General features: G+C 52.7%; 25 protein-coding genes and 1 other annotated feature. Of the genes, 18 read left to right on the top strand and 7 right to left on the bottom strand.

Features of this window, described 5'->3' with window-relative positions; all coding sequences use genetic code 11:
- Positions 1–58: 58 nt before the first annotated feature.
- The 7 genes from rplL to rpmG all read right to left on the bottom strand — a co-directional run bounded on the left by rplL (position 59) and on the right by rpmG (position 3,625).
- Positions 59–439: a 50S ribosomal protein L7/L12 gene (gene rplL / locus ABF463_RS05165; RefSeq protein WP_415532493.1), complete on the bottom strand. Its 381-nt coding sequence runs from the start codon at positions 437–439 to the stop codon at positions 59–61.
- Positions 440–508: 69 nt separating this feature from the next.
- Positions 509–1,039 carry a 50S ribosomal protein L10 gene (rplJ, locus tag ABF463_RS05160; protein WP_415532492.1) on the bottom strand — a complete coding sequence of 177 codons (531 nt, stop codon included), beginning with the start codon at positions 1,037–1,039 and terminating at the stop codon, positions 509–511.
- Positions 1,040–1,065: 26 nt separating this feature from the next.
- Positions 1,066–1,222, bottom strand: a sequence feature (ribosomal protein L10 leader region).
- Positions 1,223–1,291: 69 nt separating this feature from the next.
- A complete protein-coding gene (gene rplA, locus ABF463_RS05155) occupies positions 1,292–1,999 on the bottom strand; it encodes a 50S ribosomal protein L1 (RefSeq protein WP_415532491.1) in 708 nt (235 codons plus the stop codon).
- Between the two features lie 60 nt (positions 2,000–2,059).
- Complete coding sequence (gene rplK / locus ABF463_RS05150; RefSeq protein ID WP_415532490.1) at positions 2,060–2,485, bottom strand: 50S ribosomal protein L11; 426 nt, start codon at positions 2,483–2,485, stop codon at positions 2,060–2,062.
- A 143-nt stretch (positions 2,486–2,628) separates the two neighbouring features.
- Positions 2,629–3,150, bottom strand: coding sequence for a transcription termination/antitermination protein NusG (gene nusG / locus ABF463_RS05145; protein ID WP_415532489.1), 522 nt, complete (start codon positions 3,148–3,150; stop codon positions 2,629–2,631).
- 28 nt (positions 3,151–3,178) lie between these two features.
- The gene (gene secE, locus ABF463_RS05140; RefSeq protein ID WP_415532488.1) at positions 3,179–3,454 is read right to left on the bottom strand and encodes a preprotein translocase subunit SecE; all 276 of its coding nucleotides are present in this window, start codon (positions 3,452–3,454) and stop codon (positions 3,179–3,181) included.
- 21 nt (positions 3,455–3,475) lie between these two features.
- Complete coding sequence (gene rpmG / locus ABF463_RS05135; RefSeq protein WP_415532487.1) at positions 3,476–3,625, bottom strand: 50S ribosomal protein L33; 150 nt, start codon at positions 3,623–3,625, stop codon at positions 3,476–3,478.
- 297 nt (positions 3,626–3,922) lie between these two features.
- Here rpmG and ylxM point away from each other — a divergent pair, with 297 nt between their 5' ends.
- The 18 genes from ylxM to mraY all read left to right on the top strand — a co-directional run bounded on the left by ylxM (position 3,923) and on the right by mraY (position 20,757).
- Positions 3,923–4,291: a YlxM family DNA-binding protein gene (ylxM, locus tag ABF463_RS05130; RefSeq protein WP_415532486.1), complete on the top strand. Its 369-nt coding sequence runs from the start codon at positions 3,923–3,925 to the stop codon at positions 4,289–4,291.
- A gap of 41 nt (positions 4,292–4,332) precedes the next feature.
- Positions 4,333–5,664 (top strand): signal recognition particle protein, encoded by a 1,332-nt coding sequence (gene ffh / locus ABF463_RS05125; protein ID WP_415532485.1) that lies wholly within the window; start codon positions 4,333–4,335, stop codon positions 5,662–5,664.
- A 69-nt stretch (positions 5,665–5,733) separates the two neighbouring features.
- Positions 5,734–5,976 carry a 30S ribosomal protein S16 gene (gene rpsP / locus ABF463_RS05120; protein WP_415532484.1) on the top strand — a complete coding sequence of 81 codons (243 nt, stop codon included), beginning with the start codon at positions 5,734–5,736 and terminating at the stop codon, positions 5,974–5,976.
- A 42-nt stretch (positions 5,977–6,018) separates the two neighbouring features.
- Positions 6,019–6,252, top strand: a complete 234-nt coding sequence (locus ABF463_RS05115; RefSeq protein ID WP_415532483.1) for a KH domain-containing protein — start codon at positions 6,019–6,021, stop codon at positions 6,250–6,252.
- A gap of 137 nt (positions 6,253–6,389) precedes the next feature.
- Positions 6,390–6,908, top strand: coding sequence for a ribosome maturation factor RimM (gene rimM / locus ABF463_RS05110; RefSeq protein WP_415532482.1), 519 nt, complete (start codon positions 6,390–6,392; stop codon positions 6,906–6,908).
- Entirely contained in the window at positions 6,898–7,653 is a 756-nt protein-coding gene (trmD, locus tag ABF463_RS05105) for a tRNA (guanosine(37)-N1)-methyltransferase TrmD (RefSeq protein ID WP_415532495.1), read from the top strand. Before rimM ends, trmD begins: the two co-directional genes overlap by 11 nt.
- A gap of 301 nt (positions 7,654–7,954) precedes the next feature.
- A complete protein-coding gene (locus tag ABF463_RS05100; RefSeq protein ID WP_415532481.1) occupies positions 7,955–8,218 on the top strand; it encodes an HPr family phosphocarrier protein in 264 nt (87 codons plus the stop codon).
- 229 nt (positions 8,219–8,447) lie between these two features.
- Positions 8,448–10,304, top strand: a complete 1,857-nt coding sequence (gene uvrC / locus ABF463_RS05095; protein WP_415532480.1) for an excinuclease ABC subunit UvrC — start codon at positions 8,448–8,450, stop codon at positions 10,302–10,304.
- A 308-nt stretch (positions 10,305–10,612) separates the two neighbouring features.
- On the top strand, positions 10,613–11,161 hold the full coding sequence (gene rsmD / locus ABF463_RS05090) for a 16S rRNA (guanine(966)-N(2))-methyltransferase RsmD (protein ID WP_415532479.1): 549 nt from the start codon (positions 10,613–10,615) through the stop codon (positions 11,159–11,161).
- Positions 11,161–11,664 (top strand): pantetheine-phosphate adenylyltransferase, encoded by a 504-nt coding sequence (coaD, locus tag ABF463_RS05085; RefSeq protein WP_415532478.1) that lies wholly within the window; start codon positions 11,161–11,163, stop codon positions 11,662–11,664. The genes rsmD and coaD overlap by 1 nt, the downstream gene beginning before the upstream one ends.
- A complete protein-coding gene (locus ABF463_RS05080) occupies positions 11,651–12,109 on the top strand; it encodes an ATPase (RefSeq protein WP_415532477.1) in 459 nt (152 codons plus the stop codon). The genes coaD and ABF463_RS05080 overlap by 14 nt, the downstream gene beginning before the upstream one ends.
- Positions 12,110–12,525: 416 nt before the next feature.
- A complete protein-coding gene (mraZ, locus tag ABF463_RS05075; RefSeq protein ID WP_415532476.1) occupies positions 12,526–12,945 on the top strand; it encodes a division/cell wall cluster transcriptional repressor MraZ in 420 nt (139 codons plus the stop codon).
- 4 nt (positions 12,946–12,949) lie between these two features.
- Positions 12,950–13,891, top strand: coding sequence for a 16S rRNA (cytosine(1402)-N(4))-methyltransferase RsmH (gene rsmH / locus ABF463_RS05070; protein ID WP_415532494.1), 942 nt, complete (start codon positions 12,950–12,952; stop codon positions 13,889–13,891).
- Between the two features lie 132 nt (positions 13,892–14,023).
- Positions 14,024–14,515, top strand: coding sequence for a hypothetical protein (locus ABF463_RS05065; protein WP_415532475.1), 492 nt, complete (start codon positions 14,024–14,026; stop codon positions 14,513–14,515).
- A gap of 65 nt (positions 14,516–14,580) precedes the next feature.
- Positions 14,581–16,806, top strand: coding sequence for a penicillin-binding transpeptidase domain-containing protein (locus tag ABF463_RS05060; protein ID WP_415532474.1), 2,226 nt, complete (start codon positions 14,581–14,583; stop codon positions 16,804–16,806).
- Positions 16,807–16,903: 97 nt separating this feature from the next.
- Positions 16,904–18,358 carry a UDP-N-acetylmuramoyl-L-alanyl-D-glutamate--2,6-diaminopimelate ligase gene (locus ABF463_RS05055; RefSeq protein ID WP_415532473.1) on the top strand — a complete coding sequence of 485 codons (1,455 nt, stop codon included), beginning with the start codon at positions 16,904–16,906 and terminating at the stop codon, positions 18,356–18,358.
- Between the two features lie 9 nt (positions 18,359–18,367).
- Positions 18,368–19,738, top strand: a complete 1,371-nt coding sequence (locus ABF463_RS05050) for a UDP-N-acetylmuramoyl-tripeptide--D-alanyl-D-alanine ligase (RefSeq protein WP_415532472.1) — start codon at positions 18,368–18,370, stop codon at positions 19,736–19,738.
- Positions 19,735–20,757, top strand: coding sequence for a phospho-N-acetylmuramoyl-pentapeptide-transferase (gene mraY / locus ABF463_RS05045; protein WP_415532471.1), 1,023 nt, complete (start codon positions 19,735–19,737; stop codon positions 20,755–20,757). The genes ABF463_RS05050 and mraY overlap by 4 nt, the downstream gene beginning before the upstream one ends.
- The last annotated feature ends 10 nt before the right edge of the window (positions 20,758–20,767 follow it).

The following is a 20,767-nucleotide window of genomic DNA, read 5'->3' as shown; positions in this document are numbered from 1 at the left end:
GGGCTGTGCAAGTGCACAGCCCCTTCTTTTTATATGGAATTGCAAGACAAAAGCAAACTTATTTCAGTTCGACTTTCGCGCCGGCATCTTCGATCTTTTTCTTCAGCTCTTCGGCTTCGTCTTTGCCGACTTTCTCTTTGATGGCTTTCGGCGCGCTCTCGACAAGCTCTTTCGCATCTTTCAAGCCAAGACCGGTGATTTCGCGAACCACTTTGATGACGCCGATTTTGCTGCTGCCGATATCGGTCAGCACAACGTCAAACTCGGTTTTCTCTTCAGCGGCAGGGGCAGTGCCACCGGCCGGAGCAGCGGCCACGGCCACCGGAGCGGCAGCGGAAACGCCGAATTCTTCTTCCAGAGCCTTCACGAGTTCAGACAGTTCCAATACGGTAAGGGCTTTGACGTCCTCAATCAATTTCGTTACTTTTTCAGATGCCATTTTTGTAACCTCCAAATTTCAGGTGCGATAAAGCCGCACACATTTCATACAAACAAACGAAGGGAAAAATCAAGCGCTTTGCTTTTCGGCGATGGCGTTGAGAGCCACAACGAGGCCGCGCAGATTGGCGTTGAGTACCATGACAAAACCGGAAATCGGCGCATTGAGCCCGCCAAGGGCTTTGGCGACCAGCACTTCTTTCGGAGGCAGGGTGGCCAGCGCGTGCACTTCGGCTTCGCTGACGACTTTGCCTTCAATAAAACCGGCCTTGACCTTAAAGGTGGGATGACTTCCGGCAAACTTCGCAATGATCTTTGCGGGTGCAACCAGATCGTCTTCTGATGTCGCGATGGCAGTAGCCCCTTTAAGGATGTCATCCAAACCAGAGAGACCTGCATCAGTTGCAGCGCGGCTGATCAACGAGTTTTTCTTGACGGAATAATGGACATTTGCCGTGCGCAGCTCGGCGCGCAGTTTGGTGTCATCTTCCACCGAAATCCCCGTGTAATCTACGAGGACACCAGCTACAGACGCCTTCAGTTTTTCAGCGAGGTCGGCGACAAGTTGCTGTTTTTCGGCAAGTATTTTTTCACTTGGCAATAGAATTCACCTCCTATGGTGGTGCGGCGGGCAATGAAAAACCCCCGGCACGGTAGGCCGAGGGTTAAAAAATCAAATGCAAGCGTGCGCAAATACGCAAACGCATACAAAGCCATTACCCTCGGCAGGCCAGTGATTAAGCCTTGCGGCGCCTGCTGTCTTTGAGAAACGCGATTGTATGAAAGATGTCTGAAACATCCTTTTACCGAACAAGTCGGAACTCATTCAGTATATCATATCCAAAACCGATTGTCAACCGGTGACTTGTCCGCCCACTTTGGCGGGATTGATGTGCACACCCGGTCCCATGGTGCTGGCAATGGAGCAGGAGCGGATATACTGACCTTTGGACGCCGCCGGTTTGGCTTTTACAATAGCAGTGAGAAGCGTGTCAAAGTTTTCACCCAGTTTTTCCGGTCCAAATGAAGCTTTACCGATGACGCAGTGAATGATATTGGTTTTGTCCAGGCGGTATTCGATTTTACCAGCTTTGGCATCGCCAACGGCGCGTGCCACATCCGGAGTTACGGTACCAGCCTTCGGGTTTGGCATCAAGCCGCGTGGGCCAAGGATTTTACCGAGACGACCCACAACGCCCATCATGTCCGGTGTGGCGATGACTACATCGAAATCCATCCAGTTTTCTTTCTGGATTTTTTCCATATATTCTTCCGCACCGACGAAATCGGCACCGGCAGCTTCGGCTGCTTTGGCGTTATCGCCTTTAGCAAAGACCAGTGTGCGCACTACGCGACCCGTACCGTGCGGCAGAACCACAGCGCCGCGCACCTGCTGGTCGGCATGGCGGGAATCCACGCCCAAACGGACATGAACTTCCACAGTCTCGTCAAATTTAGCTTTGGCTGTCTGGCAGCAGAGTGCCAGCGCATCCACAGCGTCATACAGTTTCGTCGAGTCCACCAGTTTGGCGCTCTCGGCGTATTTTTTTCCGTGTTTCATAGGTTTGCTACCTCCCTCATAAGTGGTTTATAGCGGAAACTTCCTCCCACCGGGGGAGCATTAGTCCGCGACTTCCACGCCCATGCTGCGCGCCGTGCCCGCAATCATGCTGATGGCGGCGTCCAGACTGGCGGCGTTTAGGTCGGGCATCTTCTGCTCGGCAATTTTCTGGAGCTGTTCTCTGGTGATCTTGCCGACTTTGGTCTTGTTGGGCACACCCGATGCAGTCTCAATCCCAATCGCTTTTTTGATCAGGACGGCCGCCGGCGGCGTCTTGGTGACGAATGAAAACGAACGGTCGGAATAAACGGTAATGACTACCGGAATAATCAGACCTGCGTCACCCTTGGTGCGCTCGTTGAATTCTTTCGTAAACGCCATGATGTTGACGCCATGCTGACCCAAAGCCGGACCTACGGGTGGCGCCGGTGTGGCTTTGCCCGCAGGGATCTGCAATTTAATGAAACCCACTACTTTTTGTGCCATAATTGCACCTCCTGAATGTGGTAGTTGGCGGAAACGCCGGATTGCGCTTCCTCCCACAGCCGCGCGGAACGCGCGTATAACAAAGCGGGAAAACCCGCGTGTTACCATGACTGCTTGGATCGTTGCGAAACGTGCTGCGCGTGTTACTGAACGACTTCGACTTGGCCGAGTTCGAGTTCCACCGGCGTTTCGCGACCGAACATGGAAACTGTAACCGTAACCAGATTTTTATCGGTATCCAATTCATTTACGACACCGATAAAGCCGTCAAGCGGGCCGTCCACAATGCGGACGCTGTCTCCAACGGTGTAGTTGACCTCAACAATGCGTTTATCCATGCCGAGGGCTTCCACTTCTTTTTCTGTCAGGGGCTCGGGGTGGGAACCGGAGCCGACAAAACCGGTCACGCCGCGCGTATTGCGCACGACATGCCATGTTTGGTCATTCAGCTCCATTTTTACCAGCACATAGCCGGGAAATGTTTTGCGTTCCACCTCGCGTTTGACATTGTCCTTGATCTCCGTTACCATTTCGGTGGGGATCTTGATTTCCTGGATCACATCCTGCAAACTGCGGTTTTCCACAATGGTTTGCAGATTGGAGGCTACTTTGTTTTCGTAGCCCGAATAGGTATGGACTACATACCATTTCGCGTTCTCAGACATGGTAAACCTTCGCCTCCCGGGCTTTCGATTATTTGACCAGTGCGTTGAAACCCGTAATGGACAGCGCGTCGAGCGCCATGACCACCGCGCCGATGATCACGATGGTTACCAGCACCACGACGGTATTGACGGTTACCTGATGTCTGGTCGGCCAGATAATCTTTTTGAATTCCGCACGTGTGTCGCTCCAGAAGCGTTTGAACGCACTAAGGCGTCCGCCAGCCTTCTTGGCGTTAACCTGCGCAGTCTTACCGGTTTTTGGGTGAAGCTGAATCGGTTCTTTGCCTTGCTTGGAATTCGGCATGGAAAGCCCCTCCTCTGCGTCTTATTTTGTTTCCCGGTGTGTGGTGTGCTTGTGGCAGAAACGGCAATATTTGCTCATTTCCAACCGATCTGGATCATTTTTCTTGTTTTTCATCGTGTCATAGTTGCGTTGCTTGCACTCTGTGCAGGCTAATGTGACTTTTACTCTCATAACGGCACCTCCCGATAGTGACGGTTTTTTGGCCTCCCTCTGAAGGAGTCAAAAAAAGCATAAAAAAAGACCCTTTTGAGGTATATCCATATTAACATGGAAACGATATGCCGGTCAAGGGTTTTTCATGCTTTTTTCAAAAAAACATGTGATTGAGGCGCTGTCTGCCCGTCCGTCTGTAAAAAAATGCAGGGGGCGGCGCAAAAAACGCCTGAAAATCCCTTGACTTTTTCATCTTATTTCGATATACTAAGAAAGTTGTAAAGGCTGTAGCTTTACATGCGGAGGCAAAACCGTATGAAAGAAAAAAATCTGGAAATCTCGTTTCTGTTGGACTTTTACGGAGAGATTCTGACCGATAAACAGCGGGAAGTCATTGAACTCTATTACAACGACGACCTTTCTCTCGCGGAAATTGCGGAACACGCGGGCATCACAAGGCAGGGTGTGCGTGATGCAATCAAACGCGGTGAAAGCACGCTGCTTTTTATGGAAGAGAAGCTGGGATTGGCCGCAAAATTTGATGCCATGAAGGGTGCGCTCGACAGCATCGACCGTTCGGCGGATGAAATTGCGTTGCGGAGTGAACGATACTGTGTTTCCCGTGAAATTGGCGATCTCGCCAGGCAGATTCAACAAACAGTGGAGTCTTTGCGCGAGGAATAAGCAATTGTTCAAGGTAACGCCCAGAGCAAGGGGGAACAGGCATGGCATTTGAAGGGCTTTCTGAAAAACTGTCGGCGGCGTTCAAACGCCTGCGTTCCAAAGGTAAGCTGACTGAGGCGGATGTCCGGCAGGCTATGCGTGAAGTGCGTTTGGCACTGCTGGAGGCCGATGTCAACTTCAAAATCGCCAAAAAGTTTGTAAATGACGTCACCGAGCGCGCTGTGGGCAGCGATGTGCTGGAAAGCCTGACCCCTGCCCAGCAGGTTATCAAGATCGTTAATGAGGAATTGACGACCCTGATGGGCGGGGAACAGAGCCGCATCCGCTATGCTTCCAAGCCGCCTACGGTGGTCTTGCTCTGCGGCCTGCAAGGTTCCGGTAAGACCACACATGCCGCCAAGTTGGCGTATTCCATGAAAAACCAGGGGAAGCGTCCATTGCTCGCCGCCTGCGACGTCTACCGTCCCGCCGCCATCAAGCAGTTGCAGGTGGTGGGTGAAAAAGCGGGTGTACCGGTTTTTGAACAAGGGCAGGGCAATCCTGTGAAAATTGCTCAGGCCGCGCTGTCCCACGCTAAAGACCACGGTAACGATGTGTTGATACTCGATACCGCCGGCCGTCTGCATGTGGACGAAACGCTGATGGATGAACTTAAAAACATCAAAGTGGCGGTCAAGCCGGATGAGATTCTCTTAGTAGTGGATGCGATGACTGGACAGGATGCAGTGAATGTGGCATCCGCATTTAATGAGGCATTGGAGATCGACGGCGTTATCCTCACCAAACTGGATGGCGATACCCGCGGAGGCGCGGCTCTCTCGGTGCGCGCGGTTACGGGCAAGCCCGTCAAGTTTGCGGGTACTGGTGAGAAACTGGACGACTTGGAGCCGTTTCATCCCGAGCGCATGGCGTCGCGTATTCTGGGCATGGGCGATATGCTGACCCTTATCGAAAAAGCCGAGCAGGAGTTTGACCAGAAAAAAGCTGTTGAAATGTCCAAGAAGCTCAAACACAATGCGTTTGACTTCAATGATTTTTTGGAATCCATCCGGCAGATGAAAAAAATGGGTTCCCTGTCCTCGGTCATGAACATGCTGCCGGGCTTGCGCGGGAAAATCACCGAGGAACAAATGGATCAGGGCGAGGTACAGATGAAGCGCACTGAAGCCATCATTACGTCGATGACTGCTCGTGAACGGGAGCGGCCGGAGTGTATTAACCCGTCCCGCAAGCGGCGGATTGCTTCCGGCAGCGGGACAAAAGTGGAAGATATCAACCGGCTGCTGCGCCAATTTGAACAGACTCGCAAAATGATGAAGCAGATGGGCGGCAAAGGGAAGCGCCGCGGCAAAATGCCAATGCTACCGTTTTAATTCGATTGCACTGCCGTTTGCACGGCATTTGCTATATATTTTAACCAATCAAACAGAGGGGTGATACCAATGGCAGTAAAAATCAGATTGCGCCGCATGGGCAAAAAGAAAGCGCCGTTCTATCGCATCGTGGTAGCGGATTCCCGTTTCCCGAGCGATGGTCGTTTTATTGAGGAGATCGGTTATTATAATCCGCTCTCCAATCCCGTGGAAATCAAAGTGGACGGGGAAAAAGCGAAAAAATGGATTGAGAACGGCGCACAGCCGACCGATACCGTCAAATTCGTACTGAAAAAGGGCGGCGTCCTGTAAGTACACGCTTTTTAGGATATCTGGCAGAAGGGGAAAAGTATCATGCAGGACTTGTTGGTTTTTATCGCGCAGGGCTTGGTGGAGCAGCCAGACGCCGTCACGGTGACTGTTGACGAACCCAAGGAAGACGGTACCATCGTCTATCATCTCCATGTCGCCGCAGACGATATGGGGCGGGTCATCGGCAAACAGGGGCGGGTCGCCAAGGCAATCCGCACGGTGATGCGTGCCATGGGCAATCATCAGGAACAGAAAATTGCGGTAGAGATCGACTAATCCGATACGGGGCGCCTTTGCGTACCTAAAAACTTTCTGCCGACTATGGCGGGCGCTTTACAAAGGGGCTGTTGCAGCATGCAGGAAGATGCATCGCAACAGTCCTTTGTTTTGCTTGTTTGAAAGAGGAGAGATGAATGGCGCGGAAGCGTTTTTTGGAAACCGGAAAGATCATGTCCACACAGGGACTGCGTGGCGAGGTGCGGGTGCAGCCGTGGTGCGACAGCCCTGACTTTTTAATGCAGTTTGACGGTTTTTTCTTCCAAGAGGGGAAAAGCTACCGGAAAGTGACATCCGCTCGTGTGCAGAAAAGCATCGCCGTCCTCAAATTTGAAGGCGTTGACAGCGTGGAAGATGCAATGGGTCTGCTGCGCCAGGTGTTATATATAGACCGCAACGCCGTCGAACTGCCTGAGGGCAGTTATTTTGAGCAGGATTTATTGGGGCTGTCGGTGATGGATGCACGGGACGGGCATGTGTACGGTAAACTCACCGAGGTATTGCAGACCGGCGCCAACGATGTCTATGTGATTACCGGCGAAACAGGCAAAGAGGTGCTCATTCCGGCTATCTCAGATGTGGTGCAGGCGGTGGATATTGAGTTGGGCACCATGCACATCATACCGTTGAAAGGACTGTTTGACGATGCGGATTGACCTGCTCACGTTATTTCCCACGATGTGTGAGGCGGTGCTGGGTGAAAGCATCATTGGGCGTGCCCGCAAGGCTGGGTATGTTACGATCGAATGCCACGATATTCGCGCGTTTTCGAAGGACAAGCACCGGCACGTAGACGATTATCCGTATGGCGGCGGAGTGGGGATGATCATGCAGCCGGGCCCGATCTTTGACTGTTTTGCCGACCTGTGTGGGCATTTGCGCGCCCGGCCGCATCTGGTTTACCTGACGCCGCAGGGCAAACGGTTTAACCAGCAAACGGCCCTGCGTTTTTCCCAGTTGGACAACCTGTGCCTGCTCTGCGGGCATTACGAAGGTGTGGACGAGCGGGTGTTGACCGAGATCGTGGACGAGGAGATTTCACTTGGAGATTTCGTGCTGACCGGTGGGGAACTGCCCGCGCTTTGTGTGGCGGACGCCGTGGCGCGTCTGCTGCCGGGGGTGCTGGCCGGTGAAGAAAGTTGGCGCGAGGAAAGCATTGCGTCCGGTCTGCTGGAGTATCCACAATATACGCGCCCACCTGTCTATCACGGAAAAGCGGTGCCGGAAGTGCTGCTCGGCGGTCATCACGCGCATATCATGGATTTTCGGCGGGAAGCGGCGCTGACACGTACAGTATCGCGCCGGCCGGACTTGCTCGAAACCGCGGAACTAACAAAAAAAGATCAGATATTTCTGCGTGCGCTGAGCGAGAAACAGAAGCGTGCGACCGCCGGCACATGATGGCTGTCATGCTCTCTATACAAAAAAATGCTACTTGTCATGGGCATTTTGCATGAAAAACTGCCCAATAAACGGGTGCTCAAGTGGGTCTCTCTTTGTGAAAGGGACGAAACTGTGCGCGCCGCGTTCGATTTTGGGAGTGAGATGTTGACTTCATCCTATGGATTTAGTATGCTATTGACGATGAACCTTTTCCACACATTGTACCGGTTTTGAGCTTTTTTGTCGAAAATTCGGTTCTTTTTCTGTATTTGGGTTTGGCCGGTTATGCCGGATCATTTTAACATTGGGAGCGATTGCCATGTTAGTCAAAGAAGTCGTCGTGCAAAATCAAGTAGGTCTGCACGCGCGCCCCGCCACCTTTTTTATTCAGAAAGCGAACGAATTCAAATCGTCGATCTGGGTAGAACGGGAAGAACGCCGGGTGAACGCGAAAAGCCTGCTCGGAGTGCTTTCTCTGGGAATCTTAGGGAATACCAAAATCCGTATCATTGCCGATGGGCCGGATGAACAGGATGCGCTGGAAAGCTTGGTCAAGCTTGTGCAGTCCGGGTTTGCTGTCTAAAAGCGGCACGGAAAATCACATGCGGCACCGTGCGTTGCGCGGTGCTTTTTTCGACCCTGTAAAGCATAATTTGTTTCATTGAATCGACAAAATTCGCTATCTGTGTATCAATTTGTTTGGTGTACCACATAAATATACGTGTCAGTTGCCTATTTGTTTAATTGAATCGATAAAAAGCTGTCGGCTGCAAATGAAAAGCGCCTGAGTTGCTCCATGAAAGGAAAGCGAGATGGACGAACAAACGTTGGAACGGCTGAAAACGGAATCGAATACGCTGCCTCTTTCGCCGGGCGTCTATATCATGAAAAACAAAGGTGGGCGCATCATTTACATCGGCAAGGCAAAAGCACTGAAAAACCGCGTCAGCCAATATTTCTGGCGCTTTGCCCAACACGAGGGAAAGGTACGCAAAATGGTGGAGAATGTTGACCATTTTGAATATATCCTGACCGACAGTGAATTTGAGGCGCTGGTATTAGAATGCAGTCTTATCAAACAGCACAAACCCAAATATAATATTTTGCTCAAAGATGACAAAGGCTATAGTTATATCCGTGTGTCATTGCAGGAAGAATGGCCGCGTATTGAGAGTGCTAAACAGGTTGCGGATGACGGCGCTTTTTATTTGGGACCGTATATTAGTTCGTTTGCCGTGAAAGAAACGGTGGACGAAGCGGTGAAAGCGTTCCGGTTACCGGTCTGTTCCAGGCGGTTTCCGCAGGATATTGGCAAAAGCCGCCCTTGTTTGAATTATTATATCCGTCAGTGCTGCGCGCCCTGCCGCGGAAAAATGGGCAACGCCGAGTATCGCGAGTTGGTGGACAATGCCGTTACGTTTCTGAAGGGCGGCTATAATCTGATTTTGAACCAGTTACAGCAGCAGATGAGCACATTCTCCGACGCGTTGGAATTTGAAAAGGCGGCGCGTATCCGTGACCGCATCACTGCCATCCAGAAGATTCGGGAGCGGCAGAAAGTGGTGGCTTCACGCGTAGAGGAACAGGATGTGATCGCCATGGCGGGGGATGGATGCAACACGGCGGTAGAGGTGTTCATCATCCGTGGGGGGCGGCTTTGCGATCGGTCCAGCTTTTTATTTGATTTTTTGCAGGATGAACAGGCGGCGCGCGCAGAATTTTTGCGGAGTTATTATTCGCAGGTAAAAAAAGCGCCTCCGCGTGTAACGCTCGACGGCCCAACGGAGGACGCGGTGCTTATTGAGCAATATTTATCCGAACTTGCAGGACGCAAGGTCTCCATCACCGTACCGCAAAAAGGGGAACAGGCTGCTTTGATCGCCATGGTACAGGCCAACGCAAAAGAAAAGCTGAACCATCTCAGCCAGCGACCGGCGCACGGGGAAAAAGTGCTGGATGAATTGGGTCAACTGTTGGGGCTGCCCAATCGCCCTGATTATATCGAATCTTATGATATCTCTAATACGGCGGGCACCGGCGTGGTCGCCGGTATGGTGGTGTTTGCAGACGGGCGGCCGCTGAAAAGCGCATACAAGAGGTTCTCTATCAAAACGGTTGAAGGGCAGGATGATTACGCTTGTATGCGGGAAGTGATTTCCCGCCGTCTTTCCAGGTTGAAAGAAGCCAAAGAAAAAGGTGAGGACGCAAAAGAAGGATTTGGGCGTGTTCCCGATTTGATTTTGCTGGATGGCGGGCGCGGACATGTGTCGGCGGTGCGTCCGGTCTTGGAAACTTATGGGTTTGAGATCCCGCTGTTTGGGATGGTTAAGGATGACAAGCACCGTACCCGTGCGATCGCGCGCGACGGCGGGGAGATTGCCATTAACGCCAATCGCAGTGTCTTCACGTTTGTGTCTAATATTCAAGAGGAAGTCCACCGCTATGCCATTGCGTATCACCACAAAACACAGCAAAAGCGAGGCTTTTCTTCGCGTTTGACGCTTGCGCCTGGTGTGGGGCCGACACGGGCGCGGGCACTGATGAAGCATTTTGGCACGATGGAGAAACTTCGTGCCGCCAGTGAGGAAGAACTTGCTGCCGTGCCGGGCATGAGCGCACCGGTGGCGCATACGCTCAAAGAGATTCTTGCACGGGGTGATTTGATTTAGCGGCGGGCACAGCCCGCTTTTCCGTTTAGGGAAGTCGGCGTTGCGGGATATGCAAGGGCTGAAAGCACGGGCACAGCCCGCTTTTTCATTGGACAAAGTCTGGAAGCGACAAGCAGATGCAGCCGCAAAATGCAGGAAAAATATGTTTGTAATGCAGGCGGCTGTATTCGTTGGGTTGACATTCTGCTCGTTTGGATGGATAATAAGACTGTCGCTTTTGCGTCAAAACGCGAAAAACGCCGTAGGGAAAGGTGTATCTTTTCTCCGCTGTCGGCAGTCCACTTGCAGATAGGATGGTAGCGAGTTTTATGAGAGTGATTACCGGCAGCGCGCGTGGCGCACGTCTTGAAACGCTGGACGGTTTGGATACGCGTCCAACCGCGGAGCGGGTGAAAGAAGCCTTGTTCAGCAGTATTCAATTTGAACTGGAGGGCCGGCGCATACTGGATCTGTTTGCAGGCAGCGGCCAGCTTGGCATTGAGGCGCTTAGCCGCGGCGCGGCGCTTGCTGTCTTCATTGACCAAAGTGCTGATGCGGTGCGCATTGTCAAAGCCAATCTTATGCACACGCGGCTGTTTGAAAAAGCGCGGGTGCTGCAAACCGAGGCAGAGGCGTTTCTTGCCCGCGCACAGGATCAATACGATATTATTTTTCTTGACCCGCCTTACCATCAAGGGCTTTTAGAAAAATTGCTGCCGTTGGCGGCGGCACGTCTTTCCCCGCATGGTGTGCTTGTGGCGGAGGGCGCTAAAAGTGATTCTATGCCCGAAACGGCAGGGGATTTCCGGCTTTTTCAGAAAAAAATTTATGGTAAAACGGCGATGGGCTTCTATCGCGGCAAGGATGTGGACATATAATGTCATTGGCAATCTGTCCCGGCAGTTTCGACCCGCTTACGCTTGGTCATCTGGATATCATTTCCCGTGCCGCCAACATGTTCGACCACGTGGTGGTGGTGGTGATGGCTAATTCCGGAAAGAACCCGGCTTTTACGGTGCAGGAGCGATATGCATTCATTCAAAGATCGGTTTGCGATCTACCAGGCGTGGAAGTAGATACCTACGACGGTCTGTTGGCTGATTATTGTGCATTGCGGGATGCAACCGCCGTAGTGCGTGGCTTGCGGGTAATGTCGGATTTTGAATATGAATTTCAAATGGCGCTGACCAATAATTCTTTACACGCAAAGACAGAAACGATTTTTTTGCCCGCCAACAGGGAATATATGTTCCTGAGTTCCAGCGTAGTGCGTGAGATCGCGCGCTATGGACGGGATATTTCAACCTTCGTGCCACGTGCAATCGCCGCTGATATTCAGGCGAAACTGTGCGGAAAGGAAATCAAACATGAGTGTGGATGAACTTTTAGATGCTTTGGATGAGATGATCGACCGTTCCTGGGGGCTACCTTTGTTTGGTGGCCGCTGCATGGTGGATGCTGAACGGGTGCGTGAGATTATTGATGATATCCGCCTTAATTTGCCCGCAGAAGTGCGTCAGGCACGGGCAATCGTGGCGGATCGCAGCGAAATCGTGAAAAATGCCCGTGCAGAGGCGGCGGCTATTGTGCGCACTGCGCAGGATAAGGCAAACGCGCTGATCCGGGAGGATGAGATTACCAAGGGTGCGCGGGAAAAGGCGAATGAGATCGTCACACAGGCAAATCAACAATCCAAAGAGGTAAAAGTGGCTGCCGCCGATTTCGTGGACAAACTCATGCACAGCTGTGAGGAAGTGCTGACAGGCTCTCTCACTGAAGTCCGGCAAGCCAGACAGGCACTCCGAAAGACAGGGCGAAAAGGGTAACAGTTACATAGTACGAATGCTGCTTGTAGAATGGCCGTTCATATATTTTTAGATATAACACAATCGCATACCGACTGTTTTACATGTTGAGACAAACCTGCGGGTTTGTCTTTTTTGCGCGCTATTTTAGTAATTCCACAGTGTATTCACCACTTGCGGCTGTCATTTGGTTGTGCAAACTGAAAGTGTTTTTATGCACGAGGAAAACATGCGGTTGGCTTTATAAGACGGTTTCCTGGTTTTTCCACCCAAAAGCTGCATGTTATTTCCGTCAATTGTCAAACATTAAGACAAAGTAATGCTTGAAATTCGTTGCGCCAACCGGTATAATTTAAAGTGCGGTGGATAAAAGTGGTGGAAAGTGGGGCACTTGGCCTGCATTTTTCCGCTGCGGACCGTACGGGGTGGGCGTGTACATGCTGATTGGAGAATATCAACATAATATTGACGCGAAGGGACGCGTGTTCATGCCTGCCCGTCTGCGGGAGGATTTGGGAGAGCGTTTTATCCTTTGCAAAGGACTGGACAACTGTCTGTTCGTCTATTCTGCAACTGAATGGAGCGCTCTTGAAGCCCGCATCCGCGCGCTACCGCTTTCCAAGGGGCGACAGCTTCAGCGGTTTTTCTTTTCCGGCGCATGTGATGTGGAGGCGGACAAGCAGGGGCGTATTGTGTTGCCGGCCAATCTGCGCACCTATGCCGGATTGGAGCGCGATGTCATGATTATCGGGGCGTCCACCCGTGTGGAAATTTGGGACAGCAAACGTTGGGAAACCGCCTGCGCTGCCATCACGCCGGAAGCGGTGGAGCAGGCCATGGAGGAGCTCGGATTCTGATATGATGGAATTTTATCACCAGAGCGTGCTGCTCCATGAGAGTGTTGAAGCGCTTGCTATCCGCCCGGACGGCGTCTATGTCGATGGTACAGCGGGCGGAGGCGGGCATTCTGCGGCCATTGCCGCCAAGCTGGACAGTGGGCGGCTTATCGCGCTTGATGCAGACCCTGATGCCGTGCGCGCGGCAAGCGAGCGGCTGGCGCCGTTTGCTGCAAAAGCGCGGGTGGTGCAGGCAAACTTTCGCGATATGAGGCGTGTGCTTGCCGACTTAAATGTCGACGCGGTGGATGGCATTTTGCTTGATCTCGGCGTTTCTTCCCATCAATTTGACACGCCCGCACGCGGTTTTTCCTACCGGTCGGACGCACCGCTGGATATGCGGATGTCGCAGACAGGCCCGGGCGCAAAAGAACTGCTGGAAACTGCCTCTTATGCGGAACTGGTGCGTATCTTGCGGGAGTACGGCGAGGAACGGTTTGCACCGCGTATCGCCAATGCAATCTGCAAACAGCGGGAGAAAAAACCGCTGGAGACCACCTTTGAACTGTCCGAACTGGTCAAAGAGGCGTATCCGGCACCTGCCCGGCGCAGTGGGCATCCGGCGCGAAAAACGTTTCAGGCGCTGCGAATGGCGGTCAATGGGGAGCTGGAATCACTGAGTGTGCTGCTTGACGACGCGTTGTCATTGCTTTCTCCCGGCGGCAGGCTTTGTGTAATCACGTTCCACTCGTTGGAGGACCGGATGGTCAAACAGCGTTTCCTCAGTTGGGCGCAGGGCTGTATCTGCCCGCCGGATTTTCCGGTTTGCATCTGTGGACGTAAGCCGCAGGCTCAGATCATTTATAAGCGGGGAGTCCTGCCGAGCGAGAAAGAACTCGAAGCCAATTCGCGCAGCCGCAGTGCTCGCTTGCGTGTGGCGGAAAAATGCAGGGTGCAGGAGGATTGACGGTAACCGCAATCGCTCAAATAATAGATCATTCCATTCAATTCAGATAGAAAAGTAACCGTATCCCAATGCAGAAAGACATTTGCTGTACCGGGAGACAGACACACAGACATATGGAAGGGGAGGTCGAACTTGCCGAATAATGCGAACGTAGCCTATGATCTATCGCTATTTGAACCAAAACCGCTTGGTGGACAGCCCGCGCAGGATGACAACAAAGAACCGAGGAGGCGCAAGAAATCGGCTGCACCACCCCGTATCCGTGCTTCCATCCGTCCCATACAGGCCGTGCGCTGGAGTGCTATTTCTGTCGTGTGTCTGGTGGCGCTTGGTTCCATCATGGTTTGCAACGTGCAGAATACCAAGCTCAACGATCAGGTTGCGGTAATGCAGAAAAAAATGTCTGCCGCGCAGGCTGAGGAAATTCGGTTGAATATGCAGCAGCAAAGCAGGGCGTCTTTGGGTAATGTCGAGAATTATGCCGTCAACAATCTGGGAATGCAAAAAACGACCCCTTACCAGATTGAATATATTCACATCAACAACAAGGACAAAGTGGTCGTGCAAAAGACACAGCAGGGCATTCTGTCGCGTCTGTATAATTGGATTTTGGCATACTTATGATGCCGCAAAAATAAAGTAGGAAAAGAGGCGAAACGTAAACACGCATCCACGGAGGTTGGCAGGGCATGGCAAGAGGACCGAGTTTTTCGATGAAGAAGAAGATGCTGGTCGTCCTCGTGGGCATTTTTGCGGTGGGTTTTGCCGTTTTAAGCGCTCGCTTGTTCAAATTACAGGTGCTTGACGGACAGTTCTATGCCCGGCGCGCGGCTAAGCAGCAGCTGGCCACCGTTCGCATCTCCGCCAACCGCGGCAGTATCCTGGACCGCAATGGCAAGCCGCTCGCACAGAGCGCCACCGTCTGGGATGTGACCGTTTCCCCATCGTATATCAAAACCGATGCAGAGCGCAACAAAACCGCCGATGCTCTCTCACAGATTCTCGATATCGACCGGCAGACGTTGTATAATAAGATCAATCAGCGGATCAGCTATGTCGTGGTGGCCAAGCGCATCGAAAAACCGACGCAGGAATTGATCGCTAATTATATCAAGGAGAACAACATCGGGTATATCGGGCTGGTAGAGGACAGTAAACGTTATTATCCATACGGTGATTTTGCGTCGCAGGTGCTGGGTTTCACCGGTACGGATGACCAAGGGCTTGCCGGTGTGGAGGCGCAGTACAACAGCGTAATGAAGGGGACCTCCGGCCGGTTGGTAACGGCAAAAAATGCGCATGGCACCGACATGCCATACAATTATTCCGACTATGTGCCTCCAAAGGACGGCAACAATGTGGTACTCACCCTTGACGAAGTGGTGCAGCACGAAATGGAGAATAATCTTCGGCAAGCCGTGGCGGACAACAATGTGACCAACCGCGTTGCCGCGATCGCCATGAATGTAAATACTGGCGAAATTCTTGGGATGGCCACCGAACCGGGCTTTGACCCAAATGACCCGTACACGATTGCCGATCCCGCGGCGCAGAAGATTCTTGCGGGATTGAGCGGAGACGCACTTAAACAGGCTACTGCGAATGACAGACAGGCACAGTGGCGCAACAAAGCCATTACCGTACCCTATGAGCCGGGTTCAGTCTTCAAGACGATTACGGCTGCCGCCGCCATTGACGCAGGCGTGGTCAAGGCTACCGATATGTTTAACGATCCCGGTTCCATCACCGTTTCAGGCACCACTTTCCACGACTGGAAGGCGGGCGGAAGCGGTTCAGTCACGTTTCTGCAAGGATTTGAGCAGTCTATTAACGTTGTGTTTATCCAAGTCGGTCAGCGTCTTGGCGTTGCTAATTTTTATAAATATATTTCCAACTTTGGCCTTACAGCCAAGACCGGTATCGACCTGCCTGGTGAGGCCCTCAGTATTACGATTCCGGAAAAACGGTACGGTCCGGTAGAGCTCGCGTCAGCTTCATTCGGGCAGAGCAACAAATTCACTCCTATCGAGATGATTGCGGCGATTGCAGCCTCTGCCAACGGTGGAAAACTGGTACAGCCGCATATTGTCAAAGAAATCACCGATGCCAATGGCAAAGTGATCAAGACGTTCAATACCGCAGTCAAACGCCAGGTCATCTCGGCGGAATCCTCCAAAGAAATGGCGCGCATCCTGCAATTGGAGGTCACCGAGGGCAGTGGTAAAAATGCTTATGTAGCGGGCTACCGCATCGGCGGCAAGACCGGTACCGCCCAGAAACTGGACAGCGCGGACTCTACGGCACGCATCGCGTCATTTTGCGGCGTGGCACCGTGTGATGATCCGCAGGTTGCCGTCTTACTCTTGATGGATGAACCGCACAATACCACCAGCAATTATGGCGGCGTGATTGCCGCGCCGGTGGTAGGTGATATTTTTTCGGAAATTTTGCCTTATCTGGGTGTGCAGCCGAAATATACCCCCGAAGAGCAGGCAAAGGTCGAAGTGCAGGCACCCAATGCAGTGGGCCGCAAGGTGTCGGAAATTTCGCCGCAGATTGTTGCCGCAGGTCTGAAAGTGCAAGTTGTCGGCAATGGGGATACCGTGACCAGCCAAGTGCCTGCGGTGGGCGATTCAATGCCGAAAAGCGGCTCAGTTGTTCTGTATACCGGCAATGCGCAGCCTGCCGGCACTTCCACAGTGCCCAACCTTATCGGGCAGTCACCTGAGCAAGTGAACGCAGCGATGGCTGCTGCGCATCTCAATGTGAATTTTGTCGGCGTTGCACAGGACACGGCTGGAGTGACCGCCTGCGAACAAAGCCAGGCCGTTGGCGTGCAGGTGCCGCCAGGTACGGTCGTGACAGTTAAGTTCCGCGACACCGGTGTAAAAGATGACGATGTACCATCCCAATGAACAGCTGATGGATGTAAAAAGACCGGATGTTTGAAATCGTAACAGCAGATTGTCGCCTCGATCAAATGATTGCGGTCGGCGAAAATGGAGGCACAGCATGAAATTTCAAAGCCTTTTGAAAGATGTATCCTATACAGGCGTGCTGCCGGAAATCGAGATTACTGATTTGACGGCGGATTCTCGTAAGGCCGGGCCGGGTGTGTTATTTGTCTGCATTCCGGGCGAACGGTCGGATGGGCACGATTTTGCCGCTGCGGCAGCGGCGGCGGGCAGTCCGGCTGTGATTGCTCTGCGGGATACGGGCGCGCCTGTCCCGCATATACTTGTAAAGGACACGCGTTTTGCCTATGCGCTTTGCTGCGCCAATTTTTTCGGGCGGCCGGCAGAACGTCTGCGGTTGGTGGGGGTGACCGGCACCAACGGCAAGACTACCACCACCACACTGATTAAGGAGATTCTTGAATACAATGGGCATAAATCGGGCTTGATTGGCACGATAGCCAATATGGCGGGCAGTAAGGTCTTGCCGTCTCACCTCACCACACCGGAACCCTATGAATTTCAGCAATTGCTGAAAACCATTGCGGATGAAGGCTGTGAATTTGCGGTGATGGAGGTATCCTCCCATGCGCTGGCACAGGAGCGGGTGGCGGGGTGTCATTTTGAAACGGCGGTCTTTACCAATTTGACGCAGGACCATCTGGATTTTCATAAAACCATGGAAAACTATCTGCAAGCAAAAGAAAAACTGTTTTCCATGTGCGATCTGGGCATCGTCAATGTGGACGATGATTATGCCGCCGAGGTGATTCGTACCGCAAAATGCAAGATTCAAACCTATTCCGCGCGGTATATGAATGCAGATTATACAGCGCGCAATATCAAACTGAAGCATGATGGCGTGGATTATGAAATGGTCGGCAACGCACTCATTGGTCGGGTGTCGGTGCCAATCCCGGGCGCATTTTCTGTCTACAACACGCTGGCGGCAGCGGCGTGCGCGGTCTCCTTGGGCATTCCGCTCCAGCAGGTGCTGGCAGCGCTGCATCAGGTAAAAGGGGTAAAAGGCCGTATTGAGGTCGTGCCGACCGGGCGGGATTTCACAGTCATCATCGACTATGCGCACACGCCGGATGCGTTGGAAAAAATACTCAAAAGCATCCGGGGCTTTGCAAAGGGCAGGGTGGTGGCGCTGTTCGGCTGCGGGGGAGATCGCGACAAGACGAAACGCCCTATTATGGGGATGATGGCACAGCAAAATGCAGATTTCTGCATCGTGACGTCGGATAACCCGCGCACCGAAGATCCCCAGGCCATTATCGACGATATTCTGCCGGGAATGGACGGAGACTCCGCCCCCTATGTGGTGGTGCCAAACCGTAAGGAAGCCATTGCCTATGCATTGAAAAATGCGCAGAAAGGTGATATCGTGCTATTGGCGGGCAAAGGGCATGAGGATTATCAGATCATTGGGCGTGAAAAGCACCATTTCGATGAACGCGAGGTCGTGGCGGATATTTTGCGCTGCCTGCCGGCCCACGGGGAGGAATAAAGGAAACCAATGGAACAGATCACACTGGATTTTATCCTGAATGCAACCGGAGGACGGCTGACGCGCGCGTGTTTCAATTGCAAATGCGACGATATATCTACCGATACCCGCACCATCAAACCGGGCAGTCTGTTTGTTGCCCTGCGCGGTGAGCGCTTTGACGGCAATGAATATCTGGAAACGGCTTTTTCCAGAGGTGCTTCGGTGGCGCTTGCCGAACGCCCGTATCCGGGATGGCCGGTCGTGTTGGTGGAAGACGCATACAAAGCACTGCGTGCGCTGGCTGCGGCATACCGGAGGCAATTCTCATTGCCGGTGGTGGGCGTGACGGGCAGTGTGGGAAAGACATCTACCAAAGAAATGATTTTCGCAGTGCTGTCGCGGGCGTTCCGTACCCACAGGAACGCGGGGAATCTCAATAATCTTATTGGGATGCCTATGTCGGTGTTTGGACTGGAAAATACGCATAAGGCCGCTGTGTTTGAGATGGGAATGAGTGCGTTTGGCGAGATTGCGGCACTCTCACGGGTGGCCGCGCCGGAAATCGGCGTGATTACCAATATTGGCATTTCACATATTGAGATGCTTGGTTCACAGGAAAACATCTTAAAAGCCAAACTGGAAATCCTTGAGGGGCTGCGTCCAGGCGGCAAACTGATTCTGAACGGGGACGATGCATTGCTTTCTGCTGTGCGGACCGATCGAGCAGAGATCGTCACATATGGCATTGAAAACACGGGATGTACCTATGTGGCGGAGGCGATTGAAAGCAGCGCGGAGGAAACCACGTTTCGTCTTCGTTATCCGGGTGGCTGCCTTGCGGCGCGTCTGCCGGTTGTGGGCCGACACAACGTCTACAACGCGTTGGCAGCATTTGCCGTGGGACGTGCATTGGGGCTGGCACCCGAAGTGATTGCGGAAGGTTTTTTGCAGTACGCGCCCACCGGTTATCGGCAGAAGATCGAAAAGCTGGGCGGCATCACCTTTGTGGAGGATTGCTATAACGCCAGTCCCGACTCGATGCGGTCGGCCTTTGATGTATTGAATACAGTGCAGCCGAAGGGGCGGAAATTGGCGGTGCTGGCTGATATGCTGGAGCTGGGAGAGACGGCGCCGGAGGCGCACCGCGCAGTAGGACGTGCGGCGGCGGAAAACGGCGTGGATATCTTGCTGAGTTTCGGTGAAGACGCCCAATATTATCAAGAGGGCTATCGGGAAGCCGGTGGTGCGCAAAGCTTTTATTTTACGGATAAAGCCGCGCTCACAGACACGCTCTGCGATCAGTTGATGGAGGGGGATGCGGTGCTTTTTAAAGGCAGCCGTGGGATGCGGCTTGAGGAAATCATACAAAACGCGGGGGAAAGGTGGACGTCACGATGACCGATACGGTCGTGCTGGTGGCCGGAGTACTGGCGTTTGCCATTTCCGGGCTTTCAGGCATCTGGTTGATTCCATATTTACACAAGATTAAAGTGGGGCAAAGTATCCGTGAGGTGGGGCCGACCTGGCACAAGAAAAAGCAGGGCACCCCGACTATGGGTGGATTTTTGTTTATCTGCGGCATTGTGCTGGGAATGCTGTTTGCTTATCTGATTTGTTCGCACTTGCTGCATCTGGGAGTGGCGCTGCGCCCATCTCAGAAGATCAAACTGGTGGGCGGCATTATCATGGCGCTTCTGTTTGGCTTTATTGGGTTTATGGATGACTATGTGAAAGTGGTCAAAAAGCGTAATCTTGGCTTGACGGCAAGACAAAAATTGCTTTTGCAGGTAGCTGCCGCCGTGGTGTTTTTGATTGCCATGTATCTGGCGGCTGACCGGCCAACCACGATGCTGGTACCGTTTTTGAATGTTCAGCTTTATCTGGGTGCGTTGTATTGGCCGTTTGCGGTATTTATCATCGTGAGCACTGTCAATGCTGTCAACCTTACCGACGGGATCGACGGCTTGTGCGGTTCGGTCACGTTGATTGTTGCCATTGCGTTTTTGCTTTGCGCCAAAATCGTATCTTATACCGGGTTTGCGGCGCTGGCTGCGGCGCTGGCCGGCGGATGCCTCGGGTTTTTGGTGTGGAATTTCCACCCTGCGCGTGTGTTCATGGGGGATACCGGCTCCCTTTTTCTCGGCGGTGTGCTCTGCGCGCTGGCTTTTGGTATTGGGCAGCCGTTAATTTTGGTTCCGCTGGGCATTATATACATTGTGGAGACCCTTTCCGTTATCATTCAGGTGATTTCATTCAAAACGACTGGAAAGCGCGTCTTTAAAATGAGTCCGATCCACCATCACTTTGAACTCTCGGGCTGGAATGAGAACAAGATCGTGTTGATTTTTTCTCTGGTGACGATTGTATGCGCCGCTGCCACAGTGGTGTGGCTGGCAGGGTATATGGGTCTGTTCTGAATGGGCGAAT

Source organism: Ethanoligenens sp., from assembly GCF_047718355.1.
Lineage (GTDB): Bacteria > Bacillota > Clostridia > Oscillospirales > Ethanoligenentaceae > Ethanoligenens.
Note: the sequence above shows the minus strand (reverse complement) of the source record. Positions and strands in the feature narration are given on the sequence as shown.